Annotated in this window: 19 protein-coding genes; 10 read left to right on the forward strand and 9 right to left on the reverse strand. The window is 64.3% G+C overall.

What is annotated here, in order from left to right:
- Nucleotides 1–38 precede the first annotated feature (38 nt).
- The 5 genes from ACOZ4H_RS13185 to ACOZ4H_RS13205 all read left to right on the forward strand — a co-directional run bounded on the left by ACOZ4H_RS13185 (nt 39) and on the right by ACOZ4H_RS13205 (nt 4,922).
- Nucleotides 39–896: a 16S ribosomal RNA methyltransferase A gene (locus ACOZ4H_RS13185; RefSeq protein ID WP_424329707.1), complete on the forward strand. Its 858-nt coding sequence runs from the start codon at nt 39–41 to the stop codon at nt 894–896.
- A 1-nt stretch (nt 897) separates the two neighbouring features.
- The gene (locus ACOZ4H_RS13190) at nt 898–1,530 is read left to right on the forward strand and encodes a HemK2/MTQ2 family protein methyltransferase (RefSeq protein ID WP_424329708.1); all 633 of its coding nucleotides are present in this window, start codon (nt 898–900) and stop codon (nt 1,528–1,530) included.
- A 62-nt stretch (nt 1,531–1,592) separates the two neighbouring features.
- The gene (locus ACOZ4H_RS13195) at nt 1,593–2,591 is read left to right on the forward strand and encodes a 5-methyltetrahydropteroyltriglutamate--homocysteine methyltransferase (RefSeq protein WP_424329709.1); all 999 of its coding nucleotides are present in this window, start codon (nt 1,593–1,595) and stop codon (nt 2,589–2,591) included.
- Between the two features lie 4 nt (nt 2,592–2,595).
- Nucleotides 2,596–3,669: a methionine synthase gene (locus ACOZ4H_RS13200; protein WP_424329710.1), complete on the forward strand. Its 1,074-nt coding sequence runs from the start codon at nt 2,596–2,598 to the stop codon at nt 3,667–3,669.
- A 740-nt stretch (nt 3,670–4,409) separates the two neighbouring features.
- Nucleotides 4,410–4,922, forward strand: a complete 513-nt coding sequence (locus ACOZ4H_RS13205) for an HTH domain-containing protein (protein ID WP_424329711.1) — start codon at nt 4,410–4,412, stop codon at nt 4,920–4,922.
- On the opposite strand, the gene ACOZ4H_RS13210 is transcribed toward ACOZ4H_RS13205, so the two are convergent.
- The 3 genes from ACOZ4H_RS13210 to ACOZ4H_RS13220 are packed head-to-tail and all read right to left on the reverse strand — an operon-like array spanning nt 4,919 to nt 8,215.
- The gene (locus ACOZ4H_RS13210) at nt 4,919–6,052 is read right to left on the reverse strand and encodes an ABC transporter permease (protein WP_424329712.1); all 1,134 of its coding nucleotides are present in this window, start codon (nt 6,050–6,052) and stop codon (nt 4,919–4,921) included. The two genes, ACOZ4H_RS13205 and ACOZ4H_RS13210, sit on opposite strands and share 4 nt — an antisense overlap.
- Nucleotides 6,042–6,725 (reverse strand): ABC transporter ATP-binding protein, encoded by a 684-nt coding sequence (locus tag ACOZ4H_RS13215; RefSeq protein ID WP_424329713.1) that lies wholly within the window; start codon nt 6,723–6,725, stop codon nt 6,042–6,044. Before ACOZ4H_RS13215 ends, ACOZ4H_RS13210 begins: the two co-directional genes overlap by 11 nt.
- Entirely contained in the window at nt 6,722–8,215 is a 1,494-nt protein-coding gene (locus tag ACOZ4H_RS13220; RefSeq protein ID WP_424329714.1) for a hypothetical protein, read from the reverse strand. Before ACOZ4H_RS13220 ends, ACOZ4H_RS13215 begins: the two co-directional genes overlap by 4 nt.
- A 229-nt stretch (nt 8,216–8,444) precedes the next feature.
- On the opposite strand from ACOZ4H_RS13220, the gene ACOZ4H_RS13225 reads away from it, so the two are divergent.
- On the forward strand, nt 8,445–9,323 hold the full coding sequence (locus ACOZ4H_RS13225) for a carbohydrate kinase family protein (RefSeq protein WP_424329715.1): 879 nt from the start codon (nt 8,445–8,447) through the stop codon (nt 9,321–9,323).
- On the opposite strand, the gene ACOZ4H_RS13230 is transcribed toward ACOZ4H_RS13225, so the two are convergent.
- Complete coding sequence (locus ACOZ4H_RS13230; protein WP_424329716.1) at nt 9,320–10,336, reverse strand: phosphotransferase family protein; 1,017 nt, start codon at nt 10,334–10,336, stop codon at nt 9,320–9,322. The genes ACOZ4H_RS13225 and ACOZ4H_RS13230 overlap by 4 nt on opposite strands.
- Before the next feature lie 97 nt (nt 10,337–10,433).
- Nucleotides 10,434–11,615, reverse strand: a complete 1,182-nt coding sequence (locus ACOZ4H_RS13235; RefSeq protein ID WP_424329717.1) for an ATP-binding protein — start codon at nt 11,613–11,615, stop codon at nt 10,434–10,436.
- Between the two features lie 123 nt (nt 11,616–11,738).
- Here ACOZ4H_RS13235 and ACOZ4H_RS13240 point away from each other — a divergent pair, with 123 nt between their 5' ends.
- On the forward strand, nt 11,739–12,896 hold the full coding sequence (locus ACOZ4H_RS13240; RefSeq protein ID WP_424329718.1) for a dihydropteroate synthase: 1,158 nt from the start codon (nt 11,739–11,741) through the stop codon (nt 12,894–12,896).
- A 25-nt stretch (nt 12,897–12,921) separates the two neighbouring features.
- Here the strand turns inward: ACOZ4H_RS13240 and ACOZ4H_RS13245 are convergent, their stop codons facing one another.
- Complete coding sequence (locus ACOZ4H_RS13245) at nt 12,922–13,602, reverse strand: haloacid dehalogenase type II (RefSeq protein ID WP_424329719.1); 681 nt, start codon at nt 13,600–13,602, stop codon at nt 12,922–12,924.
- 230 nt (nt 13,603–13,832) lie between these two features.
- On the opposite strand from ACOZ4H_RS13245, the gene ACOZ4H_RS13250 reads away from it, so the two are divergent.
- Nucleotides 13,833–14,831 carry a TIGR04024 family LLM class F420-dependent oxidoreductase gene (locus tag ACOZ4H_RS13250; RefSeq protein ID WP_424329720.1) on the forward strand — a complete coding sequence of 333 codons (999 nt, stop codon included), beginning with the start codon at nt 13,833–13,835 and terminating at the stop codon, nt 14,829–14,831.
- A gap of 15 nt (nt 14,832–14,846) precedes the next feature.
- Here the strand turns inward: ACOZ4H_RS13250 and ACOZ4H_RS13255 are convergent, their stop codons facing one another.
- Entirely contained in the window at nt 14,847–15,539 is a 693-nt protein-coding gene (locus tag ACOZ4H_RS13255) for a 6-hydroxymethylpterin diphosphokinase MptE-like protein (protein ID WP_424329721.1), read from the reverse strand.
- Between the two features lie 327 nt (nt 15,540–15,866).
- On the opposite strand from ACOZ4H_RS13255, the gene ACOZ4H_RS13260 reads away from it, so the two are divergent.
- The gene (locus ACOZ4H_RS13260; protein ID WP_424329722.1) at nt 15,867–17,321 is read left to right on the forward strand and encodes an alpha,alpha-trehalose-phosphate synthase (UDP-forming); all 1,455 of its coding nucleotides are present in this window, start codon (nt 15,867–15,869) and stop codon (nt 17,319–17,321) included.
- A 12-nt stretch (nt 17,322–17,333) separates the two neighbouring features.
- On the opposite strand, the gene ACOZ4H_RS13265 is transcribed toward ACOZ4H_RS13260, so the two are convergent.
- A complete protein-coding gene (locus ACOZ4H_RS13265; protein WP_424329723.1) occupies nt 17,334–18,173 on the reverse strand; it encodes a DUF7537 family lipoprotein in 840 nt (279 codons plus the stop codon).
- A 179-nt stretch (nt 18,174–18,352) separates the two neighbouring features.
- On the opposite strand from ACOZ4H_RS13265, the gene ACOZ4H_RS13270 reads away from it, so the two are divergent.
- Entirely contained in the window at nt 18,353–19,456 is a 1,104-nt protein-coding gene (locus tag ACOZ4H_RS13270; RefSeq protein ID WP_424329724.1) for a polymer-forming cytoskeletal protein, read from the forward strand.
- Nucleotides 19,457–19,506: 50 nt separating this feature from the next.
- Here the strand turns inward: ACOZ4H_RS13270 and ACOZ4H_RS13275 are convergent, their stop codons facing one another.
- Entirely contained in the window at nt 19,507–20,259 is a 753-nt protein-coding gene (locus ACOZ4H_RS13275; protein WP_424329725.1) for an IclR family transcriptional regulator, read from the reverse strand.
- Between the last annotated feature and the right edge of the window lie 212 nt (nt 20,260–20,471).

Here is a 20,471-nt window from a genome sequence, read left to right on the forward strand (position 1 = left end):
GGCGACCCTTTTCTACCGCGACCCGCTACGGCCCGCTAATGACTACGACCGAGACAGGGAGTCGGGACCCCGACGCGCTGGTCCGGCGGGCCGGCAAACGGGCCGACACCCGCAAGGACCAGCACTTCCTCGTCGACGACCGGGTACTGGACCGCATCCCGGAGTACGCGACGGACGCGGGCGTTGACCTCTCGCACGTGCTTGAAATCGGCGCGGGTCCGGGCGCACTGACCGACCGCCTGCTCGCGACGGCCGAGAAGGTGACCGCAATCGAACGCGATCCGGAGTTCGCGGCCCATCTCCGCGAGGAGTTCGCCGACGAGGTCGCGGCGGAGCGCCTCACCGTCGTCGAGGGCGATGCGCTCGACATCGACCTGCCGGATTTCACCGCCAGCATCTCGAATCTCCCGTACGGCGCGTCGTCGGAGATCGCCTTTCGGTTGCTGCCGGAGCAACGCCCCCTCATCCTGATGTTCCAGCAGGAGTTCGCCGAGCGGATGGCCGCCGACCCCGCGACGGACGACTACGGGCGGCTTTCGGTCACAGCGGGCCACTACGCCGACGTGGAGGTCATCGAGACGGTGCCGCCGGAAGCGTTCGACCCGCAGCCGCGCGTCACGAGCGCACTCGTCCGGACGACGCCGCGCACCCCGGACTACACCGTCCCCAGCGACGACTTCTTTATGGACTTCCTGAAGGCGGTGTTCACCCAGCGCCGGAAGACGATGCGCAACGCCGTCCGAAACACGGCCCACATCTCCGGGCTGGGCGACCCCGACGCGGTAGTCGAGGCCGCCGACGAGGACCTCATGAGCGCCCGCGCCGGGAAGCTAACGCCGGCCGACTTCGCTACGCTGGCGACGCTCGCCTACGAGGTCGGCCAGCCGGAGGCCTGAGATGGGTGAGGAGTCCGACGCCGGAGGAGCGGGAGAGACAGCCGAGGAGAGCGGCACCGAACGCCCGTCGCTAGCCGATCAGCGGGGCGTAGAGTCGGTGTACCAGCCGGCGGAGGACTCGGACCTCCTGGCTCGAACGGCCCGTGAGCGAGTCGACGCGGGCGACACTGTCCTCGATGTGGGGACGGGCTCCGGCTACGTCGCCGCGACACTCGCCGACGCCGGGGCCCGGGCGATTGGTGTCGACGTGAGCCCGCTGGCCTGCCGGGAGGCCGCCGACAACGGCGTCCCGGTCGTCCGCGGGGACCTCGTCGAGCCGTTCCGAGCGGACACCTTCGACCTCGTGGCGTTCAACCCGCCCTACCTGCCGACGCCGCCCGAACAGGAGTGGGACGACTGGATGGAACACGCGCTGTCGGGCGGCGACGACGGCCGTCGCCTCGTCGACCCGTTCCTCGAAACCGTCGAGCGCGTGCTGGCCCTGGGCGGCGAAGCGCTCATGCTCGTCAGCAGTCTCACGGACCCGGCGGCGGTGCGAGCGTACGCGAGCGAACACGGTCTGGCGAGCGAGCAGCTTGCGAGTGAGAAACACCCATACGAAGCGCTCGTCGTCCTGCGGTTCTATCGCGATTGATTACTGCTGGGCATTTTATCGAATAGGAAATATTAAAGCCCGTCATTTCCTACTCCACGGCAATGACACAGGTAATCGCCACGACCCCTGGGCTCTTTCCGCTTCCGGACTGGGCCAAGGACGAACTGGCAGATCTGAAAGGCCATCAGAAGACCGACCTCATCTCGGGCGACGAGTCCGGCGAGGTCGTCACGGCCTACGACAAGGCACGCGAGGAAGTCATCTCCATCCAGCAGGACGCCGGACTCGACCGCGTGGTCGAGGGCCAACTCCGCTGGGACGACATGCTCGCGCACCCGCTCGCGGTCCACGACAGCGTGGAGACGAAAGGCATCGTCCGCTACTACGACAACAACAACTTCTACCGAGAGCCGGTCGTGCAGGGCGACCTCAGTGCTGACGGCGGCGATGTCGCCGCAGACCTCGGTGCCGCAGCCGAGCACGTCAACGACGGACTCCAGGCCGTCCTCCCCGGCCCGTACTCGCTCGCCGACCTGGCGACAGACGAGTACTACGGCGACGACGCCGAGTTCCTCGACGCTGTCGCCGACTTCCTCGTCGAGGAAGTGAACGCGTTCCCCGACGTTGAGACGCTGTTCCTGCTCGAACCGTCGCTGGTCGAGAACGCCCCCGCCGACGGTGAGGACGAACGCGCTGCCGAGGCAATCGACGCAGTCGCCTCGGCCGCCGACGCCGAGGTCGTCGCTCATACCTACTGGGGCGCAATCGAGGAGAAAGCCTACGCGCACCTGATGGACGCCGACGTGGATGCCATCGGCTTCGACCTCGTGGCGAACCACGACCAGACGGTCTACAACGTGCAGGAGTACGGCACCAAGGACGACGTGGCGCTGGGCGTCGTCGACGGCCAGAACACGCTGGTCGAGGCCCCCGAGACGATCCGGGACCGCATCGACTGGTTCGAACAGCAGACCAACACCGCCTACGACACCGTCTACGCGACGGCGAACACGGAAACGTTCTATCTCCCGGTGAACAAGTTCGAAGACAAGCTCAAAGCGCTCGCAAACGCTGCCGACCTGGAGGCGGCGGAGGCATAAAACGATGACAGGACCACGAGACCAGTTCAAACCGGCGGATCACCCGAACGACCACTTCCTGCTGACGACCGTCGTCGGCTCCTACCCCAAGCCCAAGTGGCACGACCGTGCACGCGAGCTGTTCGAGGACGAGGACGCCGACTTCGGCGAAGACGAGTGGGAAGAATCGAAAGACGACGCCTCGCGGCTCATCACCCACGAGCACGAACGCGCGGGTCTCGACGTCATCTGTGACGGCGAGATGCGCCGCAACGAGATGGTGGAGTACTTCGCCCACCGCATCGACGGCTACGAGTTCAACGGCCGCGTGAAGGTGTGGGGCCACAACTACTTCGACAAGCCCAGCGTCGCCGACGAGGTCGAATACGGCGAGCAGTGGCTCGTCGAGGAGTTCGAATTCACCGACGAGGTCGCCGAGCGGCCGGTCAAGGTCCCGATCACGGGGCCGTACACCCTGGCGAACTGGTCGTTCAACGAGGTCTACGACAGCGAGGAGCAACTGGCCTACGAGCTGGCCGACCTCGTCAACGAGGAGATCGAGGCGCTGGTCGAAGCCGGCGCGCGCTACATCCAGATCGACGAGCCCGCGCTGGCCACGACGCCGGACGACCACGCTATCGTCGGCGAGTGTCTGGAACGCATCGTCGACGAGATCCCCGACGACGTGCGCCTCGGGCTACACGTCTGTTACGGCGACTACTCGCGTATCTACCCCGAGATTCTGGACTACCCGGTCCACGAGTACGACCTGGAACTCGCCAACGGCGACTACGACCAGCTCGACGTTTTCAAAGAGCACGAGTTCACGAAAGACTTCGCCATGGGTGTGCTGGACGCCCACACCGCGGAAGTCGAGTCCGTCGAGGAAATCAAGGAGAACATCAAGAAGGGTCTGGAAGTCGTGCCCCCGGAGCGACTCACCGTTTCGCCGGACTGTGGCGTGAAGCTCCTGCCTCGCGAAGTCGCCTACGGCAAGATGGAGAACATGGTGCAGGCGGCCCGCGAAATCGAAGAAGAGCTGGATGCCGGCGAGATTGATGTTGTCGCGAGCGGTGCGGAAGCGCACGCAGACGATTAGCGCGGTTGGAGCGACCACCGGGAGCGAAAACCGCGAGCAGCGAGATTCGAGCGGAGCGAGAATCTCGGATAGCCGAGCGGCGAACGAAGTGAGCCGCGAGACACTTTATTTTGTAAACAGTCTCGAATAGCGACCGGTGAAACCGCGAGCAGTACGGTTCGAGGAACGGGAAGTAGCACGAACAGCGCTGATCGATGGAACAGCAAACGCAGCGTATTGGAACCACAAAGCCCGAACGTAACGCGGACGAGGCTCCCGTATTTTCGACGCGGGTCGGCCATTATTTCGGCAGCTATCGAATGTTCTCGGGCGCGGCGGTCCCTGAACCGGCAAATGTAGCAGACACATGTAGCGACCATACCGGGAGCGGGACCGAGCAAGACCTGTGGAACCGCTGGCCAACCACATCGCGAACAGTTCGTCACAGCGGTGCTTGAGCACCAAGGCCCCGGACAGACAAATATATGGATTCTTATAATTTTGCGAATTTGCCGTCTAAACTGAAGAGAACCTATCGTAGATTTGTTCGACAACTATCGAAACTAGCATCGACTCGGAAGGAAATTAACTGTTATCACACCAACAATATAAGGGGTTCTATATTCAGCCGAATACCCCATATTATGAATATAGAGGGTCTTATACCAGCGATTCCCACAAACGGTTTCATGTTATATGTTACCACATATTTCTGGGAAAGAGTTTTGAGGGTCTCTGGAGAAGCTAGCGATGAGAAAGCTATGACAGGGGACACACACCTTCGGGCGGAACTGTATCTTCGCGGAGATACCTACGGTACGTTCGACGCACAACAGCAGGTGCTCAATCGGGTCAAGCGACTGGAGGCCAACGGCGTGTTCAGCGAGTCGATGGTCGCCGGTGAGTGGCAGCGGATCAGGACGATGGCGGAAGACAAGCGGTCGGAAGCCATCCAGACCTACGAGGAGTTCAAAGATTGGGCGAGCGAGAACGGCCACTCGCTCGAACCGGCCTTCGAGCGGCGGAATCGGAGCTACGTCGGGATGGACCGCGTCGACGACGTTGTCGTGTTCCCGGTCGTTTCGCTGGCGATCTACGACAGCGACGACTTAGAGGGCGTGTTCCCGTGCTCGGATGAAGAACGGACCTACACCGTCGGTGATGCGCTGGAGGCCTTCGAGCGCGGCGACGAGCACTGGCTCGCGCAGTTCGACTCCCTGTCGGTCGACCGGACCGACCCACTGCTGGAACCGGGTGTCGACGCGACGATTTAACCGCGCAGCGCGTCGACCGGCTCCTCGCTCGCCGCTTTCCAGGCCGGATACAGGCCGCTGACGATGCTCGTCAGCACCCCAAAGGTGAACGCCGCGCCGACGTACCAGGCGTTTGGCAGCCTGAAGACCGCCATCGCATCGCCGACGGCGTAGTGGTTTATCGCCAACCCGGCACCGACACTCAGAATGACACCAGCGATGCCACCGAGGAACCCGAGCAGCGTCGCTTCCATCAACATCACTTTGAGGACGTCCCGCTTCTGGTAGCCGACCGCTCTGAGGACGCCGATTTCCTCCCGGCGTTCGACGGTCGACATCAGCATGACGTTGAGAATCGAGATGCCGGCGACGAGTAGCGAAATCGACGCAATCCCGGCGAGAACGGTATTGATGATCTGGAACTGCTGTTCGATAGTGTCGACGATAGAGCCCAGTTCCTGAACGAAGACCCGCTGTTCGCGTTCGTTGAGCGAGTCGCGTATCCCCATGGCCGTCTCGTTGGCCCGTGTCCCAGTGGACTCGGTAATGTACACTTCGGAGTAGCCACGCTGGCTGAACGAAGCGGCCGGCATGATGACTCGATTGTCGGGGTTCGTCGAGGAGAACGGGTCCCCCTCTTCGAGCACGGCTCGGATACGGACGTTGGTCCCGTTGACCGTAATCTGACTCCCCGGATGCAAGTCGTGTTCCTCCGCGACATCGGACCCGACGAGCGCGCCGGTCCGGAACGGCGAGACCCGGCCCTCCTTTGCCGTATATAGCTCCCCCGGATTATCAATGCCGTATATCGTTTCCCGGACCGCGTCCTCACGGTTGTACGACACCGGCTCCACGCGCGTCTTTACCGGTGAGACGGTCGCTGTCGGGCTTGCTTCTCTGCGGATGGCACGGATATCGCGTTCGGTGAGCTCAGTGATGTTTTCGCCGGAGTTCGGGTACACCGTGAGCTGGTTCCCGACGTCGCCGAGGTTCTGGGTGAACGAGTACTGGAGTGCGACGCCGAACATTCCCAGCGAAGCGATTGCAACGACGCCGATAACGATGCCCAGCGACGCCAGCAGCGACCGCATCTTCGTCCGCGTGAGGTTGCGCCGCGCCATCAGCGCGGCCGGGAAGAACCTACCCGCCATTCTTCCGTTCCCTCCCGATAGTGCCGTCGACCAGATGGACGGTCCGGTCGACGTATTCGTTGACCAGGTCGTCGTGGGTGACCGCGACGATTGCCACGTCGTCCTCGTCAGCGATGCGGCGGAACTCGTCGAGTATCTGCCGTCCGGTTTCGCTGTCGAGGTTACCCGTCGGTTCGTCGGCGAGAACGACCTTCGGACTGTTGATGAGCGAGCGCGCGATGGCGACCCGTTGCTTCTGGCCGCCGGAGAGTTCGTCGGGCTTGTGGTCCAGTCGGTCACCGAGGCCAAGCCGCTCCAGGAGCGTTCTGGCCCGCTTTGTGACTTCCGGGTCGCTGTCCAACAGCAGGGGCACCTCGACGTTCTCGACGGCAGTCAGCGTCGGCAGGAGATAGAAGTGCTGGAACACGAAGCCGATGGTCCGCTTGCGGAGCGATGTCCGCTTGCGGTCGCCGAGTCCGGTCACGTCCTGCCCCTCCAGCAGGACGGTCCCCTCCGTCGGTGTATCCAACAGCCCGAGGATGTTCAGCAGGGTCGTCTTGCCACTGCCGCTGGGACCCATAATCGAGACGAACTCGCCGGATTCGAGCGCGAAGTCGATGCCCGCCAGTGCGTACAGGGTCTGGCCCCCGGTTCGGTACCGCTTGACCAGTCCCTGTGCGTCGATGACCGTCATACCTCGATATCGTCGTCACCGCGGCGGTAGCGGCGCACGAGGACACCGACGACGACCAGCAGTGCCAGCCCGCCGGCGATGAACACCGGCAGCATGCTGTTCTGGTCACCGCCCTCGCTGTCGCCGTCCTGATTCGGCTGCTGTGCCGCACCGCTCATCTGGTTGGTATCTACGTCGAACGTCTGCCGCTTCCGCGTGTCGTCGACGAGGTAGGTCACCTCCAGTGGCACCGACGTGACGTTGCCCTCCGTCCGGGCGTACACGTCGAAGGAGACGAAGTCACTGGCCGGGACCGTGCCGACGAAGTAGTCGCGGTTCGGCGTCGCCGGAGTGACGCTCTCGGTATTGACGACACTGACGAGGACGCTGTCCGCGTCCGTCGACCCGACGTTACTCGCACTCCCGGTAATCTGGAGTCGTCCCCCCTGTCGGATCACGTCCAGACCGGTGAGGTCTATCGTTCCCGGGACGGATCGGAGCGTCGTTTCGGAAGTAATCCGCTCCGTTTCGGTCCCGAGTTCGTAGCTGGCTGTGACGGTGACATCCGCCCGTGGTTCGTCCATAGTGGCGTTCAGTCGTACCTGGCGGGTCGTACTGGCCGAGATGTTCTTGAGCAGCACACGCTGGAACGACGCGTTCTCCGACGTTGCACTGACCATGACATCCGAGAGCGGAGCGTTGGCCCCGTTAGAGACCGCGACTCGTAGCGCACGGTCAGTGCCGCTGCCGACCGCGGTCGTGTCGAGTTCCACGCTGTTCCGGAGCGGGTCCGACTCGATGACTTTCGTCCGGGTCGTGTTACGGATGGTATCCCCGCCGACCGTGTAGCTGATCGTCGCGGTCAGTGGGTGGTCGCCGGCGGATTCAGGTCGGAACCGGAACGGGGCAGTCATCGACCCGTTCTGGGCGATGCTCGACTCCACCGTGCGGCTCTGGGTCATCTCGACGCCGTCGCCCTGGACGACGACCTCGACGTTCGTTATCCGGGAGTCGAGTCCGTTTGCGACGGTGACTTCGCCGGTCGACTCAACGCCGGCGACGGAGTCGTTGGCCGCGATATCCACCTGCGGGTGACGCTCCTGAACGTTCAGCTTCACCGGGTATCTGAGTTCGACGTTCTCGCCCGTCCCGCGGTCACGGCCGTACACGATGACGCGGAGGTCCTTGCTCCCCGACGAGTCAAAGGAGGCAGTCAGGGGCACTTCCAGCGTACTGCCCGGCGAAATCGAACCCAGATCCGAGACGCGTTCGTACTCTGTGACACCTCTCCCGCCCGACTTCCGGATCGCGATGTCGTTGATTTCGAGCGGTGCGTCGCTGCTCTGGAGGTTTCGGACAGTCGTATCGAACGTGATGGTCTCGCCCGGGGCCGCGGACGACGGCGACACCTCGACGTTCGAGATCGATGCGTTGACGCTCGCGCCGGCGACTGACAGCGGGAGCGAGCCGACGACGACCAGACAGGCGAGCACAGCCGCGCCGTGTCGCATCACGCAGTCACCCCTGTCCGCAGTAGTTGTACGTTAGTCCGACCGCTCAACGGGAGGATGCTACCGGGGACCGTTACCATGTGCGCCGGTCCGTCCCGGTCAATGTTAAATATGCTGCATATCTTTCGTACGGGCTGTTGTCGCTATGTCCCCTACCGAGAGTGGGAGGAGAGACAACCGCTCGTACCAGTGGGAAACTGCTATCACAGCGCCCCTCCCAGCGGTTGACATGCGCGTCATCTGTGCCGGCCACGTCAACTGGGACGTGACGCTCCACGTCGACCACTTCCCGAAGCCCGACGGGGAAGGGCGTATCACCGACCGGTCACAGTCCAGTGGTGGAAGCGCGTCGAACGTGGCCGTCGCGCTCGCAGGGCTTGATGCGGACCCGCTCGTCCTGGGTAGCGTCGGCCGGGACGACCACGGCACCAAGGCTCGGCGCGAACTGACGGCGACCGGCGTCGAGACGCTACTGGTCGAGTCGGACGAGCCGACGGCGGTGAAGTATCTCATCGTGGACGAGAACGGCGACGTCGCGGTGCTTGGAAACGACGGGGCCAACGAGGCGTTCGGACCGTCGGACCTCCCGGCCGAGACCCTGGCCGAGGCGGACCACCTCCACCTGACCGGTCAGGACCCCGCGACGGCTGCGACGCTCGCCCGCGACGCCGCGACCGCGGACATCCCAGTGAGCTTCGACCCCGGCCGCCGGCTCCCGTACCGGGATTACTCGGCGGTGCTCTCACACGCGGATATCCTGTTTTGCAACGACCGGGAGGCCGACCACGCCAGCGACAGCGGGCTGTTCGAGACAGTACCGACAGTTGTAGTCAAACATGGGGACTGCGGCGCGACGGCCTATATCGACGACCGGACAGTCACGAACGCTGGGTATCCCATAGAGTCTGTGGACACCGCAGGCGCGGGCGATGCGTTCGCCGCTGGGTATCTTCTCGCCAGTGCAGAGGAGACCAATCCGGAACGGGCGCTCGCAGTCGCCAACGCCTGTGGCGCGCTCGCAGCGCAGTCACCCGGCGCACAGACGTCACTCGACTGGGAATCAGTGTGGGAGTTGGTCGATAGCGGCCAATCGCCTGAAACGGCCTAATCCGCCCGTATTTCTTCCACAAGCCGCTCGAACTGCTGACGATACTGTGCCTCAGCACGAGCGGCGGCGAGGCCGGACTCGTCGGCGAAGACGGCCTCGAAGCCGGCCATCCGCCACAGTAGCGTCGAGATCTGGTACAGGGGGCGTCGCTGCTCGTACCCCTCGTCGAACTCCATCGGGCGCACCTCCTGGTACCCCTCGTGGAACACCGTCCGGAGCGATTCGCACAGTTCCGGGTCCTGAAACGACGAGTCGATGAAGAGAAACTCCGTCTGTGCGAGGTTGTACTCCGGCAGCGCCGCGAGCACGTCCTGCCAGTCGAGGACGGCCGTAATCGGCGCGTCCGCCGTCTGCTCGAACAGCAGGTTCGCCGGCCTGAAATCGTCGTGTACCAGCCGGGGGACGCCGTCCTCGGGCACCATCTCCAGGGCCGGTTCGATACAGTCCCGCGCCCGGTCAGTCATGTCCTCGAAGGGCGTCCCGTCGAGGTGAGAGAGGTGGGATCTTGTGAGGCTCTCGAAGTACTCCCGCCAGTTGCCCATCCAGTCACTCACGATGATCCGGTCGTCGTGGAGCGTGAGCCGGCCGAACGCCTCGAACCCGATCTCTGAGTGCATGTCGCCGAGGATCCGACCGGACTGGGCCAGCACCCGCCGGCGGTCCTCGGTCGAAAGCTCGGCGAACTCCTCGGCCAGGTTCTCGCCGTGGACGCGCTCGGTGACGAAATACGGCGGCACGTCGGCGTCTGGATCGTCCTCGTAGACGAGGATGCGTGGAACGGGGACATCGGTCCGGGTGGCGACAAAATCGTGAAGGCAGGGCTCGACTGCGAAGGGGACATCGCCCGGGGGCTTGAATTTCACAACCACCTCGTACGCCTCGCCGTTGTGGCGTAGTGTTACCATGTAGACATCGCTCTGGTGGCCCCCGCCCGGTGTTTCGAACCGGAACCCCTCGTAGTCCGGGCCCGACTCCTTCAGCACGGCTTCGATGTCCTGTTCCGGAGTCTGCACTGGCCTACCATATAGCGGGCGAGCAAATAAAGCTGTCAATCCAATCGATGACACGACGGGGACCTGTTTCGGGGCCCTGTCGGCCGCCGTATCCGCGCTACCAGGAATGAAACGGTGAGACCGGTTTCGTCCCGTCGGTCACTTCGAAGCGTGCGCCGCCGGCCCTGCTCTCGGTCACCGAGATGTCCCAGCCGTGGGCGTCGATGATCTGAGCCACAATCGCCAGGCCGAGGCCGGTGTCACCGCCGGAGAACCCGTCGACTGAGAGAATCTCGTCCTGCGCCTCGGCTGGGATGCCCGGCCCGTCGTCGGCGACGTAAAAGCCGGTCACTCGACCCGCGCTTCGCTCGCCGTCTGTCTCGGCTGTTTCGTCGTCGACAACCGGACCAATCCAGACAGTTACGTCGTCGCCCGCATGGTCCGCTGCGTTCCGGAAGAGGTTCTCGAACACCTGTTTGAGGCGGTTCTCGTCACCGAACACCGGAGTCGAACCCTCGATTGTCAGCGTCGCGTCACCCGTCCTGGCCATCGCCCAGGTTCGTTCGGCGAGGGTGTCAAGCGAAACAGCGGTTCGATCTTCGACCGCGTACCCCTCTCTGGCGAGTGTCAGCAGGTCGTCGATCAGCGCTTCCATGCGAGCGACCCCCTCCTCCGCGTCTTCGAGATGGGACAGGTCACCGGTCTCGCGGACGAGTTCGAGCCGCCCCTCGACAACGTGCAGCGGATTTCTGAGGTCGTGTGAGACGACGCCGATGAACTGTTCCATCCGGTCGCGCTGGACGCGGAGGTCGTGCTCGCGCTCGGCTTTCTGCAGTGCCGCCTGGACGTGAGTCGCGTACATCCGGGCGAGTCGAACCGTCTCGTCGTCAAACGTAACGGGGGCGAGCGACCCGATGTTGATGACGCCGTACTCGTCCAGCGGCAGGATGATCTCGCTGCTGACAGGCGAGTTCTCGTTGTACTGGCTCTGCTCGTCGCTGAGTTCGGAATACGTCCGAACCTCGTCCTGCTCGAACGCCTCCCAGGAGAGGCTGTTGCCGGGACGGTAGGTAACCGGCCAGTCGAACACCTCGTCCGCCCGCTCCGTCGACGCGGCCAACTGCAGTTCCGACGCGTCGCTGTCATACAGCCACAGCGCACCGAGTGGGACATTGAACACGGACGAAATTTCCGACATTGCGATCTCGCAGATCTCCCGCTCGGACTCCGCAGACATCAACTCCCGTGTTACGGCCTCGAACGAGTCGAGATCGAACGCGATCATTGCCTCCCCACCCATCCCGTACAATTCATGCAACGATGTATATAAAGCTCGGTGTTTCCACATCACTGATAGGTATTATAGCGTCGCCCTCCCGCCGATGTCGCGGGGTCTTTGTGTCCACAGTCCTCAGGAAGCGGTATGCGAACGGTCGAAATTGACGGTCTCCCGGTTGGCGATGGCCACCCGACTCGCGTCATGAGCGTGCTGAACATGAGTTCGAACTCCGGGTACAAGCCGAGCGTGTATCTGGACCCAGAGGAGGCCGCCGACGCCATCGAGGAGAACCTCGTCCCCGCCGGCGCGGACATCATCGACGTCGGCCTGCAGTCGGCCAACCCCAAATACGAGTCCAAGCCGGTCGAGATGGAGAAAGACCGCCTCGAAGAAGTCGCGCCGCTGGTCGACGAGCTCGACGCCGACGTGCCGCTGTCGCTCGAAACTCGGTACGCCAAGGTCGCCGAGGAAGCCATCGGCCACGGCTTCGACCTCATCAACGACGTGTGTGGCTTCGCCGACCCGGACATGAAAGGCGTCGTCGAAGACCACGACATGCCGGTCGTCAAGATGGCCAGCCCGCCGGACCTGGCCAGTCCCGGCGCGCTGAAAACCATCGACGACATCTTCGAAGCGCTCCAGCGGGACGGGTTCACGGACCGGACCATCATCGACCCGGCCTTCGGCGGCTGGTACGACGGCAAGGAGTTCGAGGACAACTGGGAGATGTTCCGCCGCCTCCGTGAGTTCCGCGCTTTCGACCGGCCGATGCTTACCGCGACCAACCGCGAGGACTTCCTGGGCGACCTGGCCGACCAGCCCGAAACGGAGAACCAGCTCGCCGTGTCGTTGGCTGCCGCGACGATGGAGGTCGAACGCGGGGCTCACATCATCCGCACCCACGACACACGCGAGACCCACGACGTGGTCAAGGTGGCCGACGCGCTCGGCGACGAGCGGACGACCCGCGCTGAAACTGAGTCCGGCCCCACCGTGGCGGAACTGACCGACGTGACACTGCGGGAGGTGGCCCGCCATCAGGCTCTCGGCGAGACGGTCGCCGGCGGCACCGACGACGGCGCGACGCTCACGTTCCTGCTCGGCGACCTGACCGACGACGCGCGAGCAAGCCTCCGGGCCGTCGCCGAGGTGACCGACGTGGTGGTGGTCGAGAAAGACAGCGGCGGGCTCTACGTCGGCGGCTCCGCTGCTGCGCTGAAGGTCGTCACCGACAGCCTCGCCGAGGACGGTCATCGGGAACTCGCCGGCGAACTGCGGACCTCGCTGTCCCGGCGCGTGTAGGTCGCTTCCGCACCGACCACCCCGCTTACGTTAGCTCGTCGTGGAGGTCGTGGAACGACCCGATAGTGAGGTCCGGCTCGCCGGCGAAGGCGTCCCACGGCCCGCCGTCGCGGTTGACCCAGACACCCTGCATCCCGGCGTGCATCGCGCCGTACACGTCGAAATAGCCCGCGGTGACGTGGGCGATTTCCTCGATTTCGGTCTCCGTTCGCTCCGCCGCATGACGGTACAGTTCGGCCGCCGGTTTGAACGTCTGGATCTCGTCGGCGCTGACGGTGTCTTCGAGCAGGCCGCCGATGCCCGCGAAGTCGACCATTGATTCGAGCATCTCGGGGTTGCCGTTCGAGACGACATAGAGGTCGTAGCCGGCGTCGTAGAGCTTGTTCATGCCGTCGCGAACGTCGTCGAACACGTCGAGTTCGTGGTAGACCGCGAGAATCTCGTCGCGCTCCTCCGTCGAGATGTCGACGCCGTGGGCGTCCAGCGCGTACTGGAGCGCGTCGCGGTTCATCTCGTAGAACGGCTTGTAGGCGTCGATCTGGTTGGCGAGGAACGTGTACGCCAGCGAGCGGGAGCGCCAGAGCCGGGACACCGGCCGGGGGTCGTCCACCCGGTCGGCGAGGGCCTTTTGCGCCGCTTCGACATCGACGATAGTGCTGTACGAATCGAATGTAATCGTCGTCACTCGGTCCGGGTCGAACGGCATAGGCACTCGTAGAACCGGGTGCCTCATATAGCCGGTCGCCGAATCAGGTGCTCGGATGACAGGATGATCGACCACGAGCGACGAATAAACCGCAGACAACGGGCGGCACTGCCCCTCGCACGTGGCTTTATCTCCCGTGCGGCCCCACGGCAAGCCATGTCCCAGGTACATACGTTTCAGCCTCTGAGAGTCGTTCGCCCGGTCGCCGCTCGACGGGTGGAGGGTGACAGATGACAGCGCGGGACGTGTATCTCCCGGTCGCTGCACAGCCCTCAGTCGACACGCTGGTCGGAATGAGCCAGCAGGCCGAGGACCGCGGCTACGACCGGGTCTGGCTCCCGGAGACGTGGGGGCGGGACGCGGTGACGACGCTGACGAGCATCGCCGAGCGTACCTCGTCGGTCGGCCTCGGTTCCTCGATTCTGAACGTGTATTCGCGGTCGCCAGCGCTGCTGGGCCAGACCGCAGCGACGCTGCAGGAGGTTTCGGACGGCCGCTTCCGTGCCGGTGTCGGACCCTCCGGCCCTATCGTCATCGAGGGCTGGCACGGCCGGGACTTCGAGAATCCGCTCAAGTACACGCGGGAGGCGGTCGATATCATGAAACTGGTGCTCGCCGGAGACACGGTCGAGTACGACGGGGACATCTTTTCGCTGTCGGGGTTCCGACTTCGATGTGAGCCGCCCGAACCCGCGCCGCCTGTGGACGCCGGCGGCCTCGGCCCGAAATCAGTCGAACTCGCTGGCCGCTTCGCAGACGGCTGGCACGCGCTGATGCTGACTGCGGACGGCTTGCGGGACCGGCTGGAAGACTTTGAGCACGGGGCAGACCTCGGCGACCGCGACCGGGCCGACCAGCGGGTGACGCTGTCGCTGACCTGCTGTGCGATGGACGACCGGGAACAGGCCCGCGAACTGGCCCGCCAGCACGTGGCGTTCTACATCGGCGGCATGGGGACGTTCTACCGCGACGCGCTGGCCCGTCAGGGGTACGAGGACACCGCCCACGAGATCGCCGAGCAGTGGGGATCGGGCAACAAAGCGGCTGCCGCTGACGCCGTCGGCGACGAGCTACTGGACAGCATTGCCGTTGCCGGCACGCCCGAGGAGTGTCGCGACCGTTTGGCACGGTTCGAGGATATCAGCGGGGTGGACGCAATCAACATCTCGTTCCCCCGGGCCGCCGACCGGGACACTATCGACGCGACTATCGACGTATTAGCGCCCTGAATCGGGGATTCGTTTTCAGTCGGTATCTACCGGCTCGATGTCGTCGCGTCGCCCGTCGAGCACGTCGAAGCGCTCGCCGCGGCGCTGTTCCAGCCAGCGCAGCAGGCGTTCGGCCCAGCGGAGTTTCTGTCGCTTTTCGGCAGTCACGGACGGGTCGTCGAAGTCCCAGCCGGGGAACACCAGCGAGGCAGCACCGAAGTGATCCGCGAGGAACGCGGCGCGGTCGCCGTCGGTGAAGCCGCCGTAGTTGCGGACCGGCGGGACGGGGGCCGCCTGTGTCGTCGGCACGACGAACTCGCTGTCGTAGGTCGGAACGTAGGTCTCGAGTGTCGGGATGTTGTCGCCGTGGGCGTGGGCGACGACCGGCGTCCCGTCGGCGGTCAGCTCCCGACCGGTGTCGGCGTTCTTGTCCAGGTCCGTGACCATGCAGTCGATGGCGACGCCTTCCGCCTGGAGGCGGTCGGCGGCCGTCGACGCCGCCAGGACCACGTCAGCATCTGCCGCTCGGTCAGCCTCAGCCTCGAGGGACGGGCCGGCCCCGGCGACGGCGACCGTTGCGCCGTCGAGTCCGAGTCCCGACGGGTCGTATGTCCTGTCGTCGCCGAGCAGTTCGGCGAATCGGTCGCAGGCACGTTCGTCACCGTCACGGGGATAGCCGAAGTCCTCGAGGATGTCCTCGTACACCGGTTCCCAGGTGTGAAACTCCATTTGTTGTCTGAACCCACGCCGTGGACGCGCTTTTGTCTTGTTCACCCACGCCGGTCAGGCGGCTCCCACACCCCCACCACGTAGTGTAGCTGTCGCTGTCTGATTTGTGTCCAGATAAACCGAGTTGAGCCGAAATGGCACGTCCGTGTACCCCTACCCGGGTGCCCTTCCGGCTTTCACCCGTTTCTTTCGAGGCCTCCGGTATAAGTTTTCTCTTACCGTCAGACATGGAGGACAGGCGTCACAAGCCCGATGACTTGTTACGCTGGACACACGAGTCAGTAGTCCACGACAGTCTCAAGGCGGGGCGGCACTTACCGAAGGCAAATGGCTCCGGAACTGTCAGTAAGCGCGCAGGACGGTGCAGTTCCGGATTCGCTGGTGGTCGTCTCGAACCGTGAGCCGTATAGCCACGAGCGGGACGACGACGGCGAGATACGGGTCCAGTCCGCGGCGGGTGGGCTGACGAGCGCACTCGACCCGGTGATGCAGTCACGGGGCGGCACCTGGGTCGCCTGGGGTAGCGGCGACGCGGATATGGCTGTCGCCGATGAGGGCATCGTCGAAGTGCCGCCGTCTGACCCCAGGTACGACCTGAAACGCGTCCCCCTCTCCGAAGCGGCGGTACAGGGCTACTACTACGGCTATGCCAACCAGGTGCTCTGGCCCCTCTGTCACGAGGACACGGGCCGAATGTGGGCCGAGCCCGCCTACTGGGACCAGTACCGCGCGGTTAACGAGCAGTTCGCCGAGGCCGTCGATACGGTCGCCGACGCGGGCCAGCCGGTCTGGTTCCAGGACTATCACCTGGCGCTGGCACCCAGACTGGTCCGAGAGCGGCGACCGGATGCGACGCTGTTGCAGTTCTGGCATATCCCCTGGCCCGCGCCGTCGGTGTTCCGGCACTGTCCCCACAGCGACGCGCTCCTCGATGGATTGCTGGCCTGCGACGTCATCGGCTTTCATACGGCAGGGTACGCAGAGCAGTTCCTGCACTGCGTCGACAGCGCGCTCCCCGCGGCGACCGTCGACACGGATAGCGGGACAGTCACCCGCGGCGGCGACAGGACACGGGTCGTCGCGAACCCGCTGGGTATCGATGTCGGTGGGGTTCGGGACCGAGCGCGTGCCGCTGACGTGGCCAGTATCCGTGAGACCGTGCTTGGCGGCAGCCGCTCGGACACGTCCGTTCGCCTCGCGCTCGGCGTCGAACGGCTCGACTACTCGAAGGGCATCCCCGAACGGATCGAGGCGCTGGCACACCTCTGGGACCGGCGGCCGGACTTGCAAGGCGAGTTCACGTACGTCCAGAAAGCGAGCCGAACACGGGAAGGTATCGCCGCCTATCGCCGGTACCGTGCGGACGTGGTCGATGCCGTCGAGCGCGTCAACGACCGCTTCGGGACCGACGACTGGCAGCCGATCGTCTACACCGAGGCCAAACTCGACAACGAGACGCTCGCCGGGCTGTACCGGGCTGCCGAGGTCGCGGTGGTGACGCCACACCGCGACGGGATGAACCTCGTCGCCCACGAGTACCCGGTCGCCTGTGCCGACGGCGTGCTCGTGTTGAGCGAACTGGCCGGCGCAGCGACACATCTCGACGGTGCGCTGACGGTCAATCCGCACGATATCGAGGCGATTGCAGATGCCATCGAGCGGGCGTTGGAACTGGACGAAGCTGAAACCAGTGACCGGCTGTCGCGTCTCCAGCACAGCGTCGAGACGCTCGACAGTTCGCAGTGGGTCGCCAGACAGTTCAGCGCCCGAGAGTCGCTGTAGTTTTTGCCGGCTCTACGCGTTCGACAGCCAGTCCGGCTCTGCGACGGTGGTGTCGTCGACCTGCGAGACGGAGAGCGACAGCGCCACCGTCACCGGTTGGCCGTCCCGCTCGGTCGTCACGCGGTACTGGAACGACCGGACGACGCCGTCCTCGTCAACGAGGACAGTTGCACTGGCCGAGTCTGCCGTCCCGTTGGCTGAGACGTTCGTCGAGACAGCGTCGTCAGCTGCGAAGCCGGTGACGTCGCTTCCGGTCGCCTCGAACCGCGAGACGCTGTCACCGTCGACCGTCTCGGTACCGGCGTAGGTCCAGTTGATATCCGACCCAAGCGACTGCAGCAGCGAGCGGTCGATGACGCTGCTCTCGTTGACGGGCTGGACCTGGCCATCGTACGGCGGTGATGCCGAGCGGTAGTCCGTCCTCGTGTCGTCACCGCGGGTGAGGACTCGACGCTCGGCGGTGGTCCCGTCAGCCGTGTAGGTCGTCGTCGCCAGCGTGTCGCCGCTGGCCTGGACCAGTTCGCCCGTCGCCAGCGACCGGTCGCTGTCGCGGTCGATAGCAACGGTCCGGTTGATAAACACCGACCGGTTCTCGCCGTTGCGGACCGTCGAGAGCTGGAACGACAGCGAGGTGGTGAACGACGAGTCAGACAGCGTCTCGAAGTGTCCACGTTCGATGGCTGCCGCGTCGAACCCGGCCGACCCGGGTGCAGGGCCGTTGGCGTCGGCCGCCGTCGTCGGTACTTCGGCGTCCGTGCCGCCCGTTTCAGAGCCGAGCAGGCCGGTACAGCCGGCGGATGCTGTCAGTAGCAACACGAGTGCAAGCGAGAGGTGACGGCGTTCGAGTAACATACCGGAGCCACTGTATCAGCGAAGTAGTTCGTTATGGCCGTTCAACTGTCACGTTCTGGCTGCATCGGGTTACGCACAGACACTCACTGACTGCACGCCACCACGTGCGAAACCGAGGATCAGGCCGGCCCCGTCCGACCAGCGTCAGACGCCCGTCATGCACGTCATGAGGGTTTAATATGAACGAAACCGCTATAGAAACCGTGCCTCTCGGCTCCGACCCGCTGTCCGAACTCGACATTCCCGACGGGACTACTGTCGAGGAACACGACCTGGTGACCGACGGTGACGTCATCGTCGGCGGCCAGTCGACCGTGGAGTTCGGCGTTCGCGGGCGGACGGTTATCGCTGACGAGCGGGTCCGCTTTGGCGGCCACATCGAAGCCGAAGGTGACTGTCGGCTGGACATGTGGTGTGACGTCGCGGACAACGTCCTCGTCGGTGAGGACGCCTACATCGGCGAACGGGTACACATCGGCGGCGAGCTCCGGGTCGCGGGCGACCTGGATATCGGCGACGACGTGGACATCGAGAACGGCTTCGAGGCAAACGGTTGGATCGTCATCCGGAACCCGATGCCGACCATTGTCTTCCTGTTCGTCTACCTCTCGCAACTCCTCCGAATCGGCGAGGAAGATGCGGCCGAGGAAGTAATCAACGAAATGTTAGACGACGGCGGCGACGAGCACGACCCGGTGCTGATTCCACGCGGTGCGAGCGTCTCGGACGACGCCTGGCGCGTCTCGACGCCGGCGACGGTCGGCGACGACTGCCGGCTCCACGGCAACATCCGCGCGAAGTCCCTCGAAGTCGGCCGCGACACGGTCGTCTTCGGGAGCCTCCGGGCGAAAGGCGATATCGTGGTCGGCCGGGGCACGGAGATCAAAGGGGACGTAACGACTCGCAGCGGCACCGTCCGCGTCGGCCCGGGAGCGAAGGTCTGGGGCGACATCTCGGGGACGACCGTCGAACTCCACGAGAACGCGACGGTCGACGGGACGATCCGGACCAGCGAGGAGATGCGGATGCACACGGAGTCGGTGCTGGACCGACCGGACGAGTCCGCTGCGGCGATGGCGGAGATGGCCGAATCGCTCGAAGCTGACACTGACACTACGGAGCCAGCCAACGAACGGGACGAATCCGGCGACAGCGGCCCAGCGGCCGACGACCCCGCCGAAAGTGAGGCGGCCGACGACGGGGACACAGACGGGACGGCGACAGACGGCGACGGTTCCGCGGACGGCCCCGACATCGGGGAGGCGACGGAGTCCGCGGAGTAACCTCTCGGAGTATTTACCGCCGCGAGCGGCAGTTCTGTCCGGCCGGACGCTTACGGGACCCCGATTTCTGCTTCCAGTTCCTCGACGACGTCTTGCAGCATCGAGGCGAGTTCCTCGTTCGGCGGCAACCGATACAGCGGGCCGGAGATGTCCAGTGCGCCGAGGACACCGCCGTGTGGGGCGGTGACCGGCACGCCGACCGAGCGAAGCCCCTCAACCGCTTCCTGGTCGTTCACCGAGTAGCCGCGCTCGCTCGTGCGTTCGATGTCTTCCATGAGGGTTTCGCGGTCGGTGACGGTATACTCCGTCTCGGCGGGCAGTCCCCACCGGTCGAGAATCTCGTTGACCCGGGTCTCCGGCAGCGCGGCGAGGATCGCCTTGCCGACTGCCGAGTTGTGCAGGTAGTAGTATCGACCCACCTGGAACCCTTTCGACGGGACGTTGGCGACGACGTTGAACAGCGTTATCGCGCGCCCGTTCTCTTCGACGGCGAACGTGACCTCCTCGCCACAGCTATCGGCGAGTTCGTGTGTCTTGCGCCGGGCGACCTCGTACCATTCGTTTCGGGTCCTGGCCCCCTCACCGAGGTGGAACAGCTTCAGACCGAGCCGGTACTGCTCGCCTCGTTTGACCAGGTACTCCTGATCGATGAGTGTCTTGAGGTGAACGTGAACGGTACTCGTCGATAGGTCCAGCCGGTCTGCAAGCTCACTCATTCGGGCCTCCCCCAGCTCGTTTATCGCATCGATGATCGCGAGGGAGGTTTCGGTCGTTTGGAGACGACGACCGCCGGGGCTGTCCATACCACTGCACACTGGATAACAGTATAAAAAGGTCCGGTCATGGTGGAACAGAGCGGATAGAGTGTATGTAATACCGTGATAGTTTCTGCAAGTGAAATTACTGCTGAAAATATTCCAATCATGGAAAGTAGAAACTATGTCGTGTTTGCGCGATTCGACCTGTACGCGGGGTTTGTACGCTCTCTATCGTCCGTGAGAAGAGGACTTTTATA

It is taken from the genome of Haloarcula amylolytica, assembly GCF_049705545.1.
Classification (GTDB): domain Archaea; phylum Halobacteriota; class Halobacteria; order Halobacteriales; family Haloarculaceae; genus Haloarcula; species Haloarcula amylolytica_B.